General features: G+C 73.9%; 15 protein-coding genes and 1 pseudogene. 5 read left to right on the top strand and 11 right to left on the bottom strand.

Translation table 11 applies throughout. From position 1 onward, the window contains the following. The 3 genes and pseudogenes from F8274_RS23335 to F8274_RS23325 form a co-directional block, all read left to right on the top strand. Positions 1 to 554 (top strand): annotated as a pseudogene (locus F8274_RS23335) (serine/threonine protein kinase); the annotation flags it as partial. A gap of 199 nt (positions 555 to 753) precedes the next feature. Continuing rightward, positions 754 to 1,563, top strand: coding sequence for a metal-dependent hydrolase (locus F8274_RS23330; protein WP_151464507.1), 810 nt, complete (start codon positions 754 to 756; stop codon positions 1,561 to 1,563). Next, positions 1,560 to 2,492, top strand: a complete 933-nt coding sequence (locus tag F8274_RS23325) for an amidohydrolase family protein (RefSeq protein ID WP_151464506.1) — start codon at positions 1,560 to 1,562, stop codon at positions 2,490 to 2,492. Before F8274_RS23330 ends, F8274_RS23325 begins: the two co-directional genes overlap by 4 nt. A gap of 7 nt (positions 2,493 to 2,499) precedes the next feature. On the opposite strand, the gene F8274_RS23320 is transcribed toward F8274_RS23325, so the two are convergent. Together F8274_RS23320 and F8274_RS23315 are read right to left on the bottom strand one after the other, a co-directional pair. Further along, the gene (locus F8274_RS23320; protein WP_151464505.1) at positions 2,500 to 3,543 is read right to left on the bottom strand and encodes an aminoglycoside phosphotransferase family protein; all 1,044 of its coding nucleotides are present in this window, start codon (positions 3,541 to 3,543) and stop codon (positions 2,500 to 2,502) included. Between the two features lie 55 nt (positions 3,544 to 3,598). Further along, on the bottom strand, positions 3,599 to 4,831 hold the full coding sequence (locus F8274_RS23315) for an MFS transporter (RefSeq protein WP_151464504.1): 1,233 nt from the start codon (positions 4,829 to 4,831) through the stop codon (positions 3,599 to 3,601). A 73-nt stretch (positions 4,832 to 4,904) separates the two neighbouring features. On the opposite strand from F8274_RS23315, the gene F8274_RS23310 reads away from it, so the two are divergent. After that, positions 4,905 to 5,783, top strand: coding sequence for a LysR family transcriptional regulator (locus tag F8274_RS23310; protein ID WP_151464503.1), 879 nt, complete (start codon positions 4,905 to 4,907; stop codon positions 5,781 to 5,783). Positions 5,784 to 5,791: 8 nt separating this feature from the next. On the opposite strand, the gene F8274_RS23305 is transcribed toward F8274_RS23310, so the two are convergent. From F8274_RS23305 to F8274_RS23265, 9 genes are all read right to left on the bottom strand, one after another. Then, entirely contained in the window at positions 5,792 to 6,124 is a 333-nt protein-coding gene (locus tag F8274_RS23305; protein WP_151464502.1) for a TfoX/Sxy family protein, read from the bottom strand. 89 nt (positions 6,125 to 6,213) lie between these two features. Further along, positions 6,214 to 6,975 (bottom strand): hypothetical protein, encoded by a 762-nt coding sequence (locus F8274_RS23300; protein ID WP_151464501.1) that lies wholly within the window; start codon positions 6,973 to 6,975, stop codon positions 6,214 to 6,216. A 48-nt stretch (positions 6,976 to 7,023) separates the two neighbouring features. Next, positions 7,024 to 7,626: an NTP transferase domain-containing protein gene (locus tag F8274_RS23295; RefSeq protein ID WP_151464500.1), complete on the bottom strand. Its 603-nt coding sequence runs from the start codon at positions 7,624 to 7,626 to the stop codon at positions 7,024 to 7,026. A gap of 143 nt (positions 7,627 to 7,769) precedes the next feature. Further along, complete coding sequence (locus F8274_RS23290) at positions 7,770 to 9,431, bottom strand: bifunctional 3'-5' exonuclease/DNA polymerase (RefSeq protein WP_151464508.1); 1,662 nt, start codon at positions 9,429 to 9,431, stop codon at positions 7,770 to 7,772. A 76-nt stretch (positions 9,432 to 9,507) separates the two neighbouring features. Next, a complete protein-coding gene (locus tag F8274_RS23285; protein ID WP_225853937.1) occupies positions 9,508 to 10,308 on the bottom strand; it encodes a carbohydrate ABC transporter permease in 801 nt (266 codons plus the stop codon). Between the two features lie 166 nt (positions 10,309 to 10,474). Continuing rightward, a complete protein-coding gene (locus F8274_RS23280; protein WP_151464498.1) occupies positions 10,475 to 11,416 on the bottom strand; it encodes a carbohydrate ABC transporter permease in 942 nt (313 codons plus the stop codon). 22 nt (positions 11,417 to 11,438) lie between these two features. Next, positions 11,439 to 12,854, bottom strand: a complete 1,416-nt coding sequence (ngcE, locus tag F8274_RS23275) for an N-acetylglucosamine/diacetylchitobiose ABC transporter substrate-binding protein (RefSeq protein ID WP_151464497.1) — start codon at positions 12,852 to 12,854, stop codon at positions 11,439 to 11,441. Between the two features lie 25 nt (positions 12,855 to 12,879). After that, positions 12,880 to 13,629 carry a sugar isomerase domain-containing protein gene (locus F8274_RS23270; RefSeq protein ID WP_151464496.1) on the bottom strand — a complete coding sequence of 250 codons (750 nt, stop codon included), beginning with the start codon at positions 13,627 to 13,629 and terminating at the stop codon, positions 12,880 to 12,882. Further along, complete coding sequence (locus tag F8274_RS23265; protein ID WP_151464495.1) at positions 13,626 to 14,588, bottom strand: MurR/RpiR family transcriptional regulator; 963 nt, start codon at positions 14,586 to 14,588, stop codon at positions 13,626 to 13,628. The genes F8274_RS23270 and F8274_RS23265 overlap by 4 nt, the downstream gene beginning before the upstream one ends. Positions 14,589 to 14,741: 153 nt before the next feature. Here F8274_RS23265 and F8274_RS23260 point away from each other — a divergent pair, with 153 nt between their 5' ends. Further along, on the top strand, positions 14,742 to 15,728 hold the full coding sequence (locus tag F8274_RS23260) for an N-acetylglucosamine kinase (RefSeq protein ID WP_151464494.1): 987 nt from the start codon (positions 14,742 to 14,744) through the stop codon (positions 15,726 to 15,728). The last annotated feature ends 614 nt before the right edge of the window (positions 15,729 to 16,342 follow it).

The raw sequence follows: 16,342 nt of genomic DNA, 5'->3' as shown, positions 1-16,342 counted from the left end.
CGGGTTGCCCGCCGCCCGGCGTCCCCCCGCCACCGTTCCCGTGCATCCGACCGGACGCGGCGGGCAACCCGGTGCGGGCCGGCTCGCCGCCCGCCGACGCGGCGCTCACCCTCCCGGCCGGCTGGGTCTGGTACGCCGACTCCGCCGGCTTCCGGGTCGCGGTGCCGGCCGGCTGGCTGCACCTGCGCTCCGGCAGCACCACCTGCTTCCAGGACCCCGCCACCCGGCGGATCCTCGGGGTCGAGCCCTACCTGGCCGGCGGCGACCCGGTGGACCAGTTGCGGGCGGCCGAACGGGAGCTGACCACCGACGGCCGGCTGCCCGGCTACCAGCAGGTGCGGCTGACCGCCGCGGGCGGCGGCGCGGAGTGGGAGTGCCGGTGGACCGCCCCGTACGGGGAGCGGATGCACGCGCTGCGGGTGCTGCCCGGTGACTCCGGCGGGTGGACGCTGGGCTGGACCACCTCCGACGCCGACTGGTCCGCCGCGGCCACGCAGTTGGCGCTGATCCGGGACAGCTTCCGGCCGGGCCGTTCCACCCACGCGGCCGGCTGACAACCCCGGCGTCCCATCACCGACAGATGCCCAGGCCCCGCGCGGCCGGAACGACATACTTCCTGGTGATCCGGCGGCGCCCGCCGGCGGTCCAGGGACCCTCTCCTCAGTGGACCGTCCGGGTGATGCCCCGCGACCCGACGGCTAACTACAGTGGCGTAGTTTTGTCGATCAAGATCTCTGGGGAGGGCGAGCCGAGATGATGGGACCGTCCCACGCGCTGTCCGGCGCGGCGGTGTGGCTGACCGGCTCCTGGGCGCTGGACCAGTTCGCCGACTACCACCAGACGCCGCTCGCGCTGGCGGTCGGCACCGCGGTCTGCGCCGGCGGGGCGCTATTTCCCGACCTCGACCTGTCCGGCAAGGTGACCCGCAACCAGGGCGGCGCCACCGTGGCCCGGACCTTCGGCGTGTTCAGCCTCTTCATCGCCGAGGTGATGGAGAAGATCTCGCTGGGCGTCTACTACGCGACCAAGCTGAGCAGGGACCCGCGCCGCAACAACGGGCACCGGACCCTGACCCACACCCTCCCGTTCACCCTGCTGGTCGGCTGGGGCACCACCGCGCTCTGCGCCGCGTACGGCAAGTGGGCGGTGGTCAGCATCCTCTTCTTCATGATCGGTCTGGCGCTGCGCGGGCTCTTCGACGAGTGGGCCGAGCGGGCCGGCTGGGTGGTCGTCACCCTGTTGTCGGCGGCCGCGGCGTGGTTCACGTTCGCCAACCTGCCCGGCGACCGTGGCTATCCGCTCATCGGCACGGCGGTCGGGGTGGGCTGCTTCGTGCACATCCTCGGCGACATGATCACCAAGGCGGGGGTGCCGATCCTCTGGCCCATCCCGATCAAGCGGCGGATGTGGACGATGGTCGGGCTGCCCAACGGCATCGCGCTGCGCACCGGGAGCAAGGCCGAGACGATCGTGCTGCGCGCGGCGCTGACCGTGCTCGCCGTGCTGGCGGCGGTGGGGCTGGTCGCGCCCTCGGTGCTGCAACGGTTCAACATCGAAGTATGACGAATCGGGTCGGCGGCGGCGCGGGGCCGGTGGACCACGCCCGGCCGCCGGCCGAGGACGCGGCCGTGCCGGAGTTCTGGCGGCGGCTCGGGCTGCCCGGGCTCGCCGACGTGCACACCCACTTCCTGCCGCCCCGGATGCTGCGCAAGGTGTGGGCGTACTTCGACGCGGCCGGGCCGCTGGTCGGCACCGAGTGGCCGATCCGGTACCGGTGGGACGACGAGGCACGGGTGGCGCACCTGCGCCGGCTCGGCGTACGGGCGTTCAGCGCGCTGGCGTACCCGCACCGGCCCGGCATGGCCGAGTCGCTGAACGGGTGGACGCTGGACTTCGCGGCGCGTACCCCGGGTTGCCTGCCCTCGGCGACCTTCTTCCCGGAGCCGGCGGCCGCGCGCTACGTGGCGGACGCCCTCGCGGCCGGCGCCCGGGTGTTCAAGGTGCACGTCCAGGTGGGCGGGTTCGCGCCGACCGACCCGGCGCTGGACGCCGTGTGGGGGCTGCTGGCCGAGGCGGGCGTGCCGGTGGTGGTGCACGCCGGGCACGCACCGGTCGGCACCGTGCACACCGGACCGGCGTCGTTCGCCGCGCTGCTGGCCCGGCACCCCGGGCTGGCCGCGGTCGTGGCGCACCTGGGCGCGCCCGACTACGCGGCCTTCCTGGATCTGGCCGAGCGGCACCGGCACGTGCGGCTGGACACGACGATGGCGTTCACCTCGTTCTTCGACCGGTTCATGCCGTTTCCGGCGACTGAGCTGCCCCGGCTGCGGGAGCTGGGGCTGGCCGGCAAGGTGCTGCTCGGCAGCGACTTCCCGAACATCCCCTACCCGTACGCCGAGCAGCTCGACGGGTTGGCCCGGCTCGACCTGGGCGACGACTGGCTGCGGGCGGTCTGCTGGGGCAACGCGGCCGCCCTGTTCGACCTGACCTGAACGGCGGTCAGCCGGCCGCGGTGGTCGCCCATCGGGCGAGGAGTTCCAGGACCGGGCGGCGCCCGGCGAACATGGCGGCCTCGTCGCGCCGGTCGTAGGTCTGGCCGGTGGCGCCGCCGGCCCGGTTGAGCATCACGGGCGTGAGCCAGAAGTACTTGGCCGCGCCGGTGAGCCGGACCGCGGAGGCGACCAGGGCCGGATCGACTGCCCCGCGCAGGCCGTCGACATAGCCGTCGACCACCGCGTCGGCCACGTCGGCCAGCAGCGCCACGTCCACCAGACCGTCGAAGAAGGTGTCCAGGATCAGGTTGGCCGCGTCCTCACCGATCGGCCCCGGGCCGACGAAGGACCAGTCCAGCAGGACCGGGCCACCGTCGGCGAACACCAGGTTCGCCGGCCAGACGTCGTGGTGGCAGAGGGTACGGGGCAGCCGGTCGGTGGCCGCCAGCACGGCCTGCCGCCGCTCCCAGAGCCGGCGGAGGTCGTCCCGCAGCGACACCGGCCAGGTCGCGGCGGCGACCGGATGGTCCCAGGGCACCGGCTCGGTGACGGGGCGGCTCAGCGTGTAGTCGCGCAACCAGTCCCGGGCCAGCCAGTCGTACCGCGGGGCGGCCGGGACGGAGCCGGCGAGCCACGCTGCCTGGGCCGTCCCGAGCCGCCGGGCCAGGTCCGCGAGGTCCGACACGGTGCCGGCGGCGCCCGGGCGGCCCACCGCCTCGGTCAACCAGAGCGCGACCGTCCCGTCCGGACGATCGTCGATCGCCAGCGGGTCCGGAGCGACGAGACCGGCGTCCGCGTAGCAGGTCGTGGCCAACCCGGTCCGGTACGCCTCGACCTCGCGCCGCCAGTAGTTCCAGTGCCCGGTGTCGTCACTCGCGGCCCAGTGGGCCGGGCCGGCGCCGGCCCCCGGCGGGGCGACCAGCTTGAGCACCGCCGGCCGCCCGGCGCGACGGGTCCGCCAGATCCCGCCGGTGACTCCGTTGAGCGGGTTGTGCGCCAGCGGTCGTGCTGGCACCTCGGCGGGAACGAGGTCGGCCGGAGGGCGGGTCACGGGGCGAGCCTAACGCGGCGGGACCGGACGCACGGCCCACAGGACGGCGGGCCGGTCAGCCGGCCACCCGCTCCCGGACCGGCCGGTCGGAGGCCGCGGCCGCCGCTGTGGTCCGCTCCGGCGGCGGGAGCAGCCAGGGGCCGGCGAGGAGCCCGACGGCGACCTGGGCGGCGCCCGCCACGACCAGCGTCGGCCCGGCGCCGGCCAGGCCGATCACCGCCCCACCGCCGAGCAGGCCGATCGAGACGGCGCCGTCGTGCACCAGGCTCTCCACGGCGAAGGCGGCCCGCCGTTCCGCGCCCTCGGTGCGGGTGGTGATCAGGCGGTTGACGGCCCCGATGCCCAGCGGCATGGCGAGGCCGCCCACGGCGGCCACGACCGCGATGAGCGGGAGCGACGCGGTGACCGCGGGGAGCGCCACGAAGGTCACGCCGAGCAGGATCCAGCCGGCCGCCATGGTGCCCAGCGGCGGCAGCCGGGGTACGAGCGCGGGGGCGATCAGCGCGCCGGCGAGCGAGCCGGCGCCGTAGCCGGTCATGCCGGCCGAGACGAGCAGCCCGGGCCGGCCCGTCTCGGCGCCGAGGATGGCGAGCCCGAGGGTGAACGCGAACCAGGTGAGGCCGCCGACGCCGGCCATGGTGACCGCACGGCGTACCTCGGGGTGCCGGGCCAGCACGTGCCGGAGGGCGGGAGCGCCGGTGGCGCCCTCGGCGGCGGGGGCGGCGCTGCCGCGGACGGCCAGCAGCAGGGCCGCGCCGAGGGTGACGCCGGCCGCCTCCGCCCAGAGCAGCCGGAGCGGTCCGCCGGCGGTGACCGCCCAGCCGGCCAGCGGCGGCGCGAGGATCATCGTGCTGCGGTGGGCGAAGTCCTGCCAGGCCAGCATCCGGGTGGCGACCCCGGGGTCGGCGCAGAGGTCGGCGAGCAGCGCCCGCTGGCCCGGCCCGCTGAGCGTGGTGGCGGCCCCGGTGATCAGCCCGGCGGCGGCCAGGTGCGGCGGGCCGACGGTGCCGACGGCCGCGCCGACCGGGATGACGAGCAGGCCGAGCACCTGGACGGCGAGCACCCCGGCGAGGGCCCGGCCGGTGGTCAGCCGCTGCCGCAGGCCGCGCGCCCACCAGGCGGAGGTGAGCATGGGCAGCCCGACCGCGCCGCCGACGAGGCCGGTGGTCCAGGCGGAGCCGGTCTCGGAGAGCGCGACCAGGGGCAGCGCGACGGCGGTGGTGCGCTGCCCCAGCCAGGTGACGAAGGTGGTGGTGAGCATGGTGGCGATGTCCCGGCGGGTGTTCACGGGTTCGATCCTCGGGTCCGGGCTGCTCACCCGGTAGCTGGCGGTTTCGCCTGCCGGCTCATAACCTGGGCCTATGAGTTCCCTACCCACGGTCGAGGACCTGCGGCTCGTGGCGGCGCTGGCGCGGCACGGCTCCCTCGGGGCGGCGGGCCGCGAGATGCGGATCAGCCAGCCGGCCGCGAGCAACCGGCTGGCCGCGCTGGAGCGGCGGATCGGCGAGCGGCTCTTCGATCGGGACACCACGGGGGCGCGACCGACCCCGGCCGGCCGCGCGCTGGCCGCGGAGGCGGTCCACGTGCTCGGCCACCTGGAGGCGATCTTCGACCGGACCCGCGCGGCGGCGCGCGGCGAGGTGCTGAGCGTCGGCACCTTCGCGAGCCTGGCCGCGTGGCTGTTTCCCGCCCTGGCCGACCTGCTCCGGGACGCGACGGTGCACCAGGTCACCGACCACGGTGACCGCCTGGTCGAGTGGGTCGGCGAGGGCTCGCTCGACGCCGCCTTCGTCACCGTCGCCAACCAGATGCGGCTGCCGGCCACGGCCACCGCGTCACCCGTGGCCGGCGACAGCCTGGCCCTGCTCACCCCACCGGCGGTACGGCTCGGATCCGGGCGCCGGCCGTTCGCCGGCCTGGACGTGGTGGCGCACAGCTACGACCCGTCCGCGGACGCCCTGCACCGGCGGCTCTCCGCGCTGGGCGCTCGCCCGAAACCGGCGGCCACCGGCGAGACCGCGGTCCGGATGGGCCGGCTGCTCGGCTGCCCGGTCGTGCTGCCGCGCGGGCTCGCGCTCGCGTACGCGGCCCCGGACGAGCAGGTCGCCCCGGCGCCGGTGCCGGCTCGCTTCACCCTGTTTCTGGTCACCCGGCGACCGGTGCCGGCCGCGCTGGCGGCGGTCGTGGGCGAACTGGCCGCCCGGCTCGGTCTCGAGCGGCCGTCGGGTGGCCGGCCCTGAGCGGCGCCCTACTTCGCCGGCAGGGTCCCCGTGAAGCGGACGCCACGATCGACCCATCGGGCCAGATCGGCGTCGCCCTCGCAGGCCGACGGATCCACGGTGATCCAGCCACGCATCGGTCGCCCCCGCATCACCGTCGCCTGCGCGCCGGGCTCCGCCTCCAGCCGCTCGGACTCCCCCGGGTCGACGCGGACCATGAGGCCGCCGGCACCGCGGACGACCACCGCCATGTTGCCCCGCACCATCATCGCCAGGCCGCCGAACATGCGCTTCTCGGCGAGCCCGGGCTCGCGCCCGAGCAGTTCCCGTACCCGGTTCGCGAGGTCCTCGTCATACGCCATACCCGCATCCTGGCACCCCGTGGAGCGTCGGTGGGCGCCCGGACGGACAGATCGGGCGAGCGTTGCCGCTGGACAGCGCTGGCGGCGATTCACGGCCTGGGCAGGTCGGCGCAGAGCTTCGCCGGAAAGGTCGGCTCGACGGTGCGGACACGTCCGCAGCCGGCCTCCGTCGAGCCGGCGATCGTGGCCCAGCCGCGCGGGCCGGCCCAACGCAGGAAGTAGCGGCGCACGGTGGCCGACGCGTCGCAGCCCGGCCGCGCCTCGGCACCGCACGGCACCGGATCGAACGGCACCGTCATGACCAGCCACCTGCCGTCGCAGCCCTCCGGCGAGCCGACGGAGTGCCGGGACACGTCCATGCCCCGGACGGCGACGCTGATCCAGGCGGGGTCACAGTGGTCGGTCGGCATCGGATCGCAGCCGAAGGTCGCGTCGCAGCGGCGGTACTCCGCGCCGTCGCGTTTCCACGGCTCCTGGTTCAGCACGACGATCCGGTCGGCGATCGGCCCCGGCGCGGTCAACGTCACCTCGCCCGGCGTGTGGGTGGGGCAGGCCCCGACCACCCCCGACAGGCGAGAATCCTGCACCACGTTGGCGTGGATGCGGTTGTTCTCCTCGGTGAAGTAGGTGATCCGCGGGTTTCGGGAGCAACCGTCTGCGTCACCGAGCAGGACCACGGTCAGCGCGAGCGAGCGCGGGTCGGCGCCGAGCCGAACGGCCGTGACATCAGCCTGGTAGGTGGTCCAGCCGGTGTCCGGGGCGGGCCCGCCGTCCGACGGGGGCAGGGCGCCCGGCTGGGCGCAGCCGACGAGCGCGGCCAGGCACAGCAGGGCGGTGGCGAGTCGACGCATGGCACCGAGTCTGGCCGTGCCGCCCACCCGCCGCATCCGTACGGATACCTAGCCCACCTCGGACGCGACCCGCTGCTCGGGGATGCTCAGGCCGTAGAGGGCCATCAGCTCCGGGCTGTCGATCCGGCTGCCGTCGGCCACCGAGTCGCAGGCGATGTCGACGATCTGGTCCTTGTGCGCCAGCAGATAGGGCCGGGCGCCCACGTCGGCGCTGGCCAGGGTGGCGATGCCGGACCAGTGCCGGCGGCCGAAGAGCATCGGGTAGCCGCGCAGCCCGTCGTAGGTGGCGCAGACCAGCACGTCGGGGTACGGCAGGGCGGCGACCCGGCGGACCGCCGTGGCCGTGAGCCCGGGCATGTCCACCGGCACCACGACCACGGCCTCGATGGTCTCGTCGGTCAACGCGGCCAGCCCGGCGCGGATCGAGGAGCCGACCCCGGTCCCCCAGGCCCGGTTGACCACCACGGTGGCCGCGGCCAGGTCGGTGGTCTGCCGCACCTGGTCCGCCGCCGCGCCCAGCACGACGACGACCTCGACGCAGCCCGCCTCGGCCATCGTGTCGATCATCCGGCTGACCAGGGGCTTCTCCCCCTGGTGCAGCAGCGCCTCGGGCCCGCCGATCCGGCGGCCCCCACCAGCGGCGATGATCATTCCTGCGATCCGGTTCAGCGGTGCCCCCTCGACCTGGGGGACGGACCGGAGGCAGCCGCGCCCCGTCCGTCCCGTCGTACGCACACCGGGCCCAACGAGCGCGCCGGGGGGCGGGTAGCGGGGCAAATCGGAAAATTGCGGGACTATGCCGCGTCGGCGTAGCAGTCCACCACGGAGAGGTCGAGCGGAAAGCGGACCGGGGTCTCGCCGAAGAGCAGCCGGGTGGCCCGCTCCCCGGCCCCGGTCACCGCCGCGGCGACCGCCTCGGCGGTCTCGGCCGGGCAGTGCACGATCACCTCGTCGTGCTGGAAGAAGACCAGCTCGGCCCGGGCGCCGGCCAGCTCGGTGCGGAGCGTGGCGAGCAGCGTGGACGCCCACTCGGCGGCGGTGGCCTGGATGACGAAGTTGCGGGTGAACCGCCCCCGCGAGCGGGCCGCCCGGGCCCGTGGGCTCTGCGGGTCCGCCCCGGTGTCGACCACCCCCTCGTCGCCGTCACCGAAACCCACCGACCCCGGCGGGCAGGTGCGCCCCAGCCACGACCGGACCAACCCGCCCGCCTCGCCGGTGCGGGCCGCCGCCTCGACGTGGCCGAACGCCGTCGGGTAGTTCTTCTTCAGCACCGCCAGGGCGGGCAGCGCGGCCCCGCCGGTCTGCCCGTACATGGCGCCGAGCAGGGCCACCTTGGCGCGGGCCCGGTCACCGGCGAACGCGTCCCGGGCCAGCGCCGCGTAGAGGTCACCGGCGCCACCGGCGGCGGCCAGCCGCTCGTCGCCGGAGACCGCCGCGAGCACCCGCGGTTCGAGCTGGCCCGCGTCGGCCACCACGAACGTCCAGCCCGGATCGGCCACCACGGCGCGCCGGATCACCTTCGGGATCTGCAACGCCCCGCCACCCCGGGTGGCCCAGCGGCCGGAGACCACGCCGCCGGGCACGTACTCCGGGTGGAAGCGGCCGCTGGACACCCAGGCGTCGCGCCAGGCCCAGGCGTGCGCCGTCCAGATCCGGTAGAGCTCCTTGTATTCCAGGACCAGCGGCACCGCCGGGTGCTCCACCCCGCGCAGCGACCACGCCCGGGTGTTAGGCAGCTCCACGCCGACCCGCGCGAACGCCTTCAGCAGCTCGGCCGGGGAGTCGGCGTGCACCTGGCGGACGCCGAACGCCTCGGCGATCCGCGCGGCCAGCTCGGCCAGCCGGCGGGGTGGCCCGCCGACCGGGGACGCCTCGCCGAGCAGGTCGGCCAGGATGGCGTCGTGCACGTCGGCGCGCCAGGGCAGGCCGGCCGCGCCCATCTCGGCGGCGATCAGCGCGCCCGCCGACTCGGCGGCCACCAGCAGCCGGAACCGGCCGGGGTGCCCGGTCCCCGCGATCCGGGCGAGCTGGTCCGCGTACACCCTCGTCAACGCCGCGATGCCCGGACCGGGCGGGCCGGACGGCGCGTCGAAGAGCGCGCCCTGGCCGTGCCCGGGCGGCTCCGGCGGGCGCGGCGCCGGGTCCGGCGGGACCGGCGCACCGGTGAGCCGGGCCCACGCCGCGGCGAGCGAACGCGGCTCGCCCCAGCGGCCGGCGTGGCCGAGCAGCAGCGCCTCGGTCAGCTCGACGTCGTGACACCGGTCGAGCCGGACGCCGGCGCGCAGCAGCGCCGGATAGAGCGTCGCGCCGGTGGCCCACACCCAGCGGGGCCGGTCGGCGGCCTCCCGGGCGGCCACCGCGGCGGCCAGGTCGGCCACCGGCTCGGCCGGGCCGGTCGGGCGCCCCGCGTCGTCGAGCGGTTGCAGCACGCCGCCGCCCCGCTCGTCCGCCACCATCGCCACCAGCACGGACGCGATTCTGCCCGGCCCCTCCGACAGGCGGCGGAGGGACCGGGCAGCGGGTCGCTGGGGCTTACTTGCTGACGCCGGCCGTCAGGCCGGACTGCACCTGGCGCTGGAACACGACGTACACGATCAGCACCGGCAGCATCGCCATGGTGACCCCGGCGAAGAGGCCGGACCAGTCGGACTTGTAGCCCTGGTTGACCGACAGCTCGATCAACCCCTGGGCGATCACCTGGTGCTTCGGCTCACCGGCCACCGACTGCATGAGCAGGGTCGGCAGGTACCACTGGTTCCACTGGCCGAGCACGTTGAAGATGCCGATGCTGATCAGGCCGGGCTTGGCCATCGGCAGCATCACACTGAAGAAGGTCCGGGTGTGCGTGGCGCCGTCGACCATGGCCGCCTCGGCGATCGAATCGGGCAGCGTCCGGAAGAACGAGTGCATGAAGAAGACCGTGAACGACAGCGACCAGGCCACGTAGACCAGGATCAGCGTGAGGTGCTTGTTCGGGCCCAGCAGCGGGAACACCACGTTCATGTTGTAGACGCCCTTGAACAGGGGCACCGCGGCGAGGTAGATCGGCAGGGTCAGCCCCGACAGGAACATCCAGTAGATGAGCCGGTTGCCCCGGAACTCGTAGCGGGCCAGCGCGTACGCCGCCATCGAGCCCAGCAGCATCGTCAGGGTCACGCTGAAGACGAGCACGAGCAGCGTGTTCAGGAAGAAGCTGTCGATCCCGGCCGACCAGGCCCGGGCGAAGTTGTCCCACTGGAGCGACTTGGGGATCAGCGACAGGGGCTCGCGGATCACCTCCGAGTCGGTCTTCAGTGCCGACATCACCACCCACAGCAGCGGGTAGATCACCATCACGGCCCACACCACGAGGAACAGGTGTGAGAAGCCGTTGAATATCCGGCCGCCGATGCCGCCCGCGGCTCGCGCCCGCCGGTCCTCTGCGGGACCGGCCGGCGGCGTCGCGCCGGGTCGCCTCTGGTCGGAGGTGTGGGTCACCGTGCTCATCGTCCAGGCCTCCTCAGAACTCGATCCGCTCACGACGGGTGATCCTCAGCTGGACGGCGGCCAGCAGGATGGTGAAGATGGCCAGCGCCACGGCGATCGCGCAGGCGTAGCCGAACTGGCCCTTCTGGAACGCGTTGAACTGGATCACCGAGGCGAAGATCTCGCTCGCGTGGTTCGGGCCACCCTGGCTCGGCGTCATGACGAAGACCAGGGCGTACATGTCCAGGGCGATGAAGCCCAGGTAGACCCAGGCCACCGAGATGGTGTCCCGGAGCAGCGGCAGGGTGACCCGGAAGAACGTGTGGAACCGGCCCGCCCCGTCGAGGATCGCCGCCTCGTAGATGTCCTTCGGGATCGACTGCATGGCCGCGGAGAACAGCACCATGTAGAAGCCGGCGCCGCTCCACACCGCGATGAGCAGCAGCCACCACAGCACCGCGGGGATGCCGAGGAACGGCTCCGGATCGGCGGTGAAGGCGATCGGGTTGTCGGCGTCGACCAACCCGATCTTGATGAGCAGGCCGTTGATCAGGCCCTGGCTGTCGGTCCGGTAGATCTGCTGCCACATGACGGCGATGACCACCAGCGACAGCACCTGCGGGAAGAAGAAAATGACCTTGTAGAGGGCGGAGCCGAACACCCCGCGGATGCCGGCCCTGTCCTCGCGTCCGCCCACGTTGAGCAGGAACGCGAGGAACAGGGCCAGCGCGATGGTGAACAGCGGCACGGTGACCAGGAAGAAAACGTTGTGCCAGAACGCCTTCCGGATCAGTTCGTCGGAGAGCAGCCGGACGTAGTTGTCCAGCCCGACGAAGCGCTGGGAGTCCGAGTACCCACCCCAGTCGGTCAGCGAATAACCCGCCGCCTGCACGAACGGCCACACCACGTAGAACAGGTACAGCGCGACGGGCAGGGCCAGGAAGCCCGTGACGAAACGCGCGACTCCGTGCCGCATAGGACTCACTCTCTCCGTCGGATCAGGCGGTGCGGGTCTGCTTCTTGATCGACGAGTCCTTGGCGACCTTGTCGGCGGCCGCCTGCATCTTGTCGACGAACTGCTGCGCGGTGAGCCGGCCGGCCATCAGCTCCTCGGAGAGGTTCTGGCTCTCCTTGTCCAGGTCGGCGTAGAAGTCCTGGAACTTGACCGAGATCAGCTCGGTGCCACCGTTCTTCATCAGGGTGTTGGCGCTGGCGAGCGCCGTGTCCTGCACGTTGTCGCCGGAGCCCTTCGTGGAGGCCAGCGACTTGGTCAGCTCGGCGAACTTGGCCGAGCCGGCCTTCGACAGCATCGCCCGCAGGAACTCCTTCGCGGCCTCCTTGTTGGGGGCCTTGCTCGGCACGACGAAGCCCTCACCGGACGCGGCGAACACGTCCTTCGGCGCCTTGTCGTCCGCGTTGTGCCAGTAGTCGGACAGGGTCAGCTCGAAGCCCGGCGGGATGGTGGCGGCCATCTCGTTCTTCAGCCACGTGCCGACCTGGATGAACGCCGCCTTGCCGTCGAGCCAGGCCTGCTGCGACTGGGTGTGGTCGAGCTTGCCCGGGAGGAGCAGCTTGTCCTTGACCAGCTTCTCCCACGGCTCCAGCGCCTTGACGACACCGTCGGCCTTCCAGGCGTTCTCCTTCAGGTTGTCGATGTCGACCACGACCTGCTTGCCGCAGGCCTTCCAGATGCTCGCCATGAGCGCCCAGCGCGGGTAGTAGCCGTGCGCGGCGTCGTGCACGTACGGCGCCATGCCCTTCGCCTTGATCTTCGGGGCCAGCGCGAAGAACTCGTCCCAGGTGGTCGGCGCCTGCCAACCCTCCTTCTTGAACAGCGCCGCGTTGTACCAGTTGCCCCACACCGTGTACGCCACGTTGACGACGTAGAACTTGCCGTTCTGGGTGCCGTCGCCGACAGTGCCCGGCAGCAGCGAGTCGGCGACCGTGCCCTCGCTGTCCCAGGCGGGCGCGGTGAGCAGGTCGTCGAGCGGCTCGATGGCGCCCTCGTTGATGAGCGTGCTGCGGTCCATCATGTCGGCGCCCGAGTTCATGACCAGGTCACTCGGCTGCGTCGCCATCTTCGGCTGCTCTTCGGTCTTGATCTTCTGCGTCGACGACATGTTGACCGTGACGTTCGGGTGCTTGGCGCTGAAGATGACCTTGTCTTCCTTGGCCCACTGGTCACCCAGGCCGCCGTTGAAGACGACCACCTTGACGGCGCTGCCGTCCTTCACACCGAACGGGTTGTCCTTGCTCTTGGCCGCGCCGCCGCCGTTGTCGGACTTGCTCGGCTCGCTGCCGGCGCAGGCGCTGAGCAGGCCCATCGCCGGGGCCGCGAGGAGGCCGGCCGCGGCGGCCCGCTGGAGCAGGGTCCGGCGACTGAGGTCACCGATGTTCTCGGGGGAAACCGACATCTTTGTCTCTCCTTGTGGTGTCGGGTCAGGCGGTCCGCCGGAGGCGCCCGGCGTACCGCGACTCGAGGGCGAGGTTGTGCTCGTCCCCACCGGGGACGTTGGCGGAGAGGTAGATAGGGGGTACCTCCCCGGCCTGGTGGAACCGTCGTACGACCTCGGCGGTCAGCAGCTGCGCCAGCAGCGCCGCGGTGACCGACGAGACCGCACAGACCGCGCCGCCGCCCTCGAGCGGCAGCAGTGCGTCACCGTACGGCGCGCCGTTGTCCAGCACGACGTCGGCGAGGTCGGCGAGCCGGTGGCCGGACGGGTGCCGCGGGGCGACCCGTGCGGTGTGCTCGACCGAGGTGACCGCGATCAGGGGGTGGCCGTGTTCCCGGACCAGCGTCGCCAGCTCGACAACCGAGCCGTTGATGCCGGACTGGGAGGCGACCACGAAGACGTCCTCCGGCTGCGGCGCCGCCAGGGCGTAGAGCTGGTGCGCCACGGCCGGGTCGCGTTCCAGCTTGGGGTCGGCGAGCACGTCGCGGGGCGCGCCGCCGTGCAGCACGAGGTCGTGCAGGGAGAGCCGGTTGGTCGGGACCAGGCCGCCGGCGCGGGCCACCAGCTCGGCGGCGAACGCCTCGGAGTGGCCGGCGCCGAACGCCTGGAGCACCCCGCCGGCACGCAGGCCGCCGGCGATCACGTCGGCCGCCCGGTCGACCGCCTCCGACTGGGTGTCGACCAGCCGGTCGAGCACCGGGCGGACGGCGTCCGCGTACCGCTGGGCACTGATCATGAGGTGGCCCCCTTCTCGGCCTTGTGCCCGTCGACGGCCTGGGCGGTACGCCGGAAGGCCGCATGGGCGCGGTCGTGGGTGCGCTGCGCCACCGCGATGTAGAGCAGGTCGAGCACGACGAGCTGGGGGTGCCGCGCGGAGAGCGCGTCGGGCCGGAAGGTGGTGGCCTGGCTGGCGGTGACCAGCACGATGTCCGCCAGCTCGGCCAGCGGCGAGCGGGGGAAGCCGGTCAGCGCGACCGTGGTCGCCCCCCGGCTGCCCGCCTCCGCGAGCATCTCGATGGTCTCCCGGGTCTGCCCGGTGTGCGAGATGCCGAGCGCGACGTCGCCGACGCCGAGCAGCGCGGCGCTCGCCAGCCCCTCGTGCACGTCGCTCCAGGCCCAGGCGGCCACCCCGATGCGGTGCAGGCTGAACTGCATCTCCTCGCCGACCAGGGCGCTGCCGCTGGCGCCGAAGATGTTCACCCGGCTGGCTCCGGCGATGGCCACGGCCGCCCGCTCCACCTCGCCGAGGTCGAGCAGCGCGGCGGTGTCGTGCATGGCCCGGGTGTCGGCGGCCATGATCTGGTCGAGCACCCGGGACAGCGGGTCGCTGGGCTGGATCTCCCGCCCGATGTCGACCGTCCAGCCCGCCGAGCGGGCCCGGCCGGTCTCCGCGGCGATGCCGAGCCGCAGGTCGGCGTAGCCCTCGAAGCCCATGGCCCGGCAGAACCGGGTGATGGTGGCCGGTGAGGTGCCGCTACGCTCGGCCAACTCGACGATGGTGGCCCGGGCCGCTGCCTCCGGGTCACTGAGCACGTGCTCGGCGACCCGGCGCAACGCCCCCGTCAGCTCCCCCGCCCCGGCCCGGACCCTGGCCAGCACGCCGTCGGAGGAGACGGTCATCGCACCCCGCCGGTCGACCGCGTCGGCGTCGACCACCGCGGTCCCCGCGGGGGTGTCCACCTCGTGATCAACCATGGGTCGCCTTTCGGAAAAGAGTGTTAACTGTTAGTGGTAAAAGTTCTTACTGAAGGCCCCTCCGTGTCAAGGCCGTGGGCGAAGTTTTCAAACTGTTACCTGGCGCACAAGCGGGATCTTGCGTCCTGAAGCCCGGCCGACCAGCATGAGGGGATGTCGGACAGCGTCGTGGTCGGCCTCGACGTCGGGGGTACGTCCACCCGCGCCGCCGCCCTCAGCCTCGACGGGGTACGCCTCGGCGCCGGCCGAGCCGGCGGGGGCAACCCGACCAGCCACGGCGCCGACCGGGCCGCCGCCGAACTCCTCACCGCGCTACGCGCCGCGCTCGCCGACGTCGACCCGGCCCGGGTCCGTGCCGGCGTCATCGGGCTGGCCGGGGCCGGCCGGCTCCTCGCCGACCCGCAGGGCCGGGCCGCCTTCGACCGGGCCTGGGCCGACGCCGGCCTGCGCTGCCCCTACGCCGTCCACGGCGACGCCCTCGTGGCCTACGCCTCCGGCACGGCGGCCCCGGACGGCACCGTGCTCATCGCCGGCACCGGCGCCATCGCCGCCCAGGTACGCGACCTGCGCCTCGACCGCACCGCCGACGGCCACGGCTGGCTGCTCGGCGACGCCGGCTCGGGGTTCTGGCTGGGCCGGGAGGCGGTCCGCCGCCTGCTCACCGACCTGGACCGAGCCCAGCCGCCGGGCGACCTGGCCCGCCAGGTGCTCGCCGAGCTGACCGGCAGCCCCGAGGTCGCCCCCCGCCCCCGCGCGACCGCGGACGCCGTGGTGCAGTCGGTGACCCGGCGACCGCCGGTCGAGCTGGCCCGGCTCGCGCCGCTGGTCGTCACGGCGGCCCTGGACGGCGATCCGACCGGCCTGGGCCTGGTCACGGAGGCGGCCGCGCTGCTGGCCGAGAGCGCCTCCCGCATCCGGCCGCCCGGCGCGACCGACCCGGTGGTGCTCGGCGGTGGCCTGCTCACCGGGGACACCCCGCTGGCCGCCGCGGTCCGCTCGGAACTCGCCCGCCGGTGGCCGGACGCCCCGCTGCACAGCGCCGGCGACGGGGCGGCCGCAGCCGCCTGGCTCGCCGCCCGCGACCTGCCCGAGGTCACCGACCCGGCGGCACTGCACGCCCTGCTCGTCCCGCCGCCCTGACCCCCCTGGGCCCGCGTCGCATCCCCGGCCCTGCACCGCACCCTGCGGCCTACGCCGCTACTCGGCGCCAGTGATGCGCCTGGGGAACCGCGACTCGCGTCGCGGGCGTCAAGGTCCGCCGGATCTTGGCGAGTTGCTGTTCGCTGCTGACGGCAAGTCGCCAAGATCTGGTGGCCGCGGGCCGGGCGCTCCGCCGGCGAGTGTCGGGCCGGGCGCTCCGCCGGCCCGTGTCGCGGCGGCAGGGAGGCGCTGCCGGCCGGTGACATCACGAACGACTCAGCTCGACAGTGCGCCGCGCAGGGAGCACCAGCCGGTGGGAAGGGCACGGGGCGCTGGCCCGGGATGAGGAACGCGAGGCCCGCGACCGCGACGCGAACCTCCGTGAACCGATGGTCAAAATCGGTCAGCTACGCGAGCCGCACCCGCCGGCTCGCGCCGACCTGGCCGCGGTGGGCGGGAGCCGAGACGAAACAGCGGGCCGGTCGACAGCGCGTCGACCGGCCGCTGCCGCGGTGCGAGGTTCAGGCGTTCGGGTAGCCCTGCTGCGCCGGCGGCTGGCCGTACTGACCCTGGGGCTGGCCGTGCGGGGCCGGCTGGCCGTAGGGGGCGGGCTG

The sequence above is a fragment of the Micromonospora sp. AMSO31t genome (assembly GCF_008868175.1).
Classification (GTDB): Bacteria; Actinomycetota; Actinomycetes; order Mycobacteriales; family Micromonosporaceae; genus Micromonospora.
The sequence above is the reverse complement of the archived record's forward strand: the minus strand, read 5'-3'. Positions and strand labels throughout refer to the sequence as shown.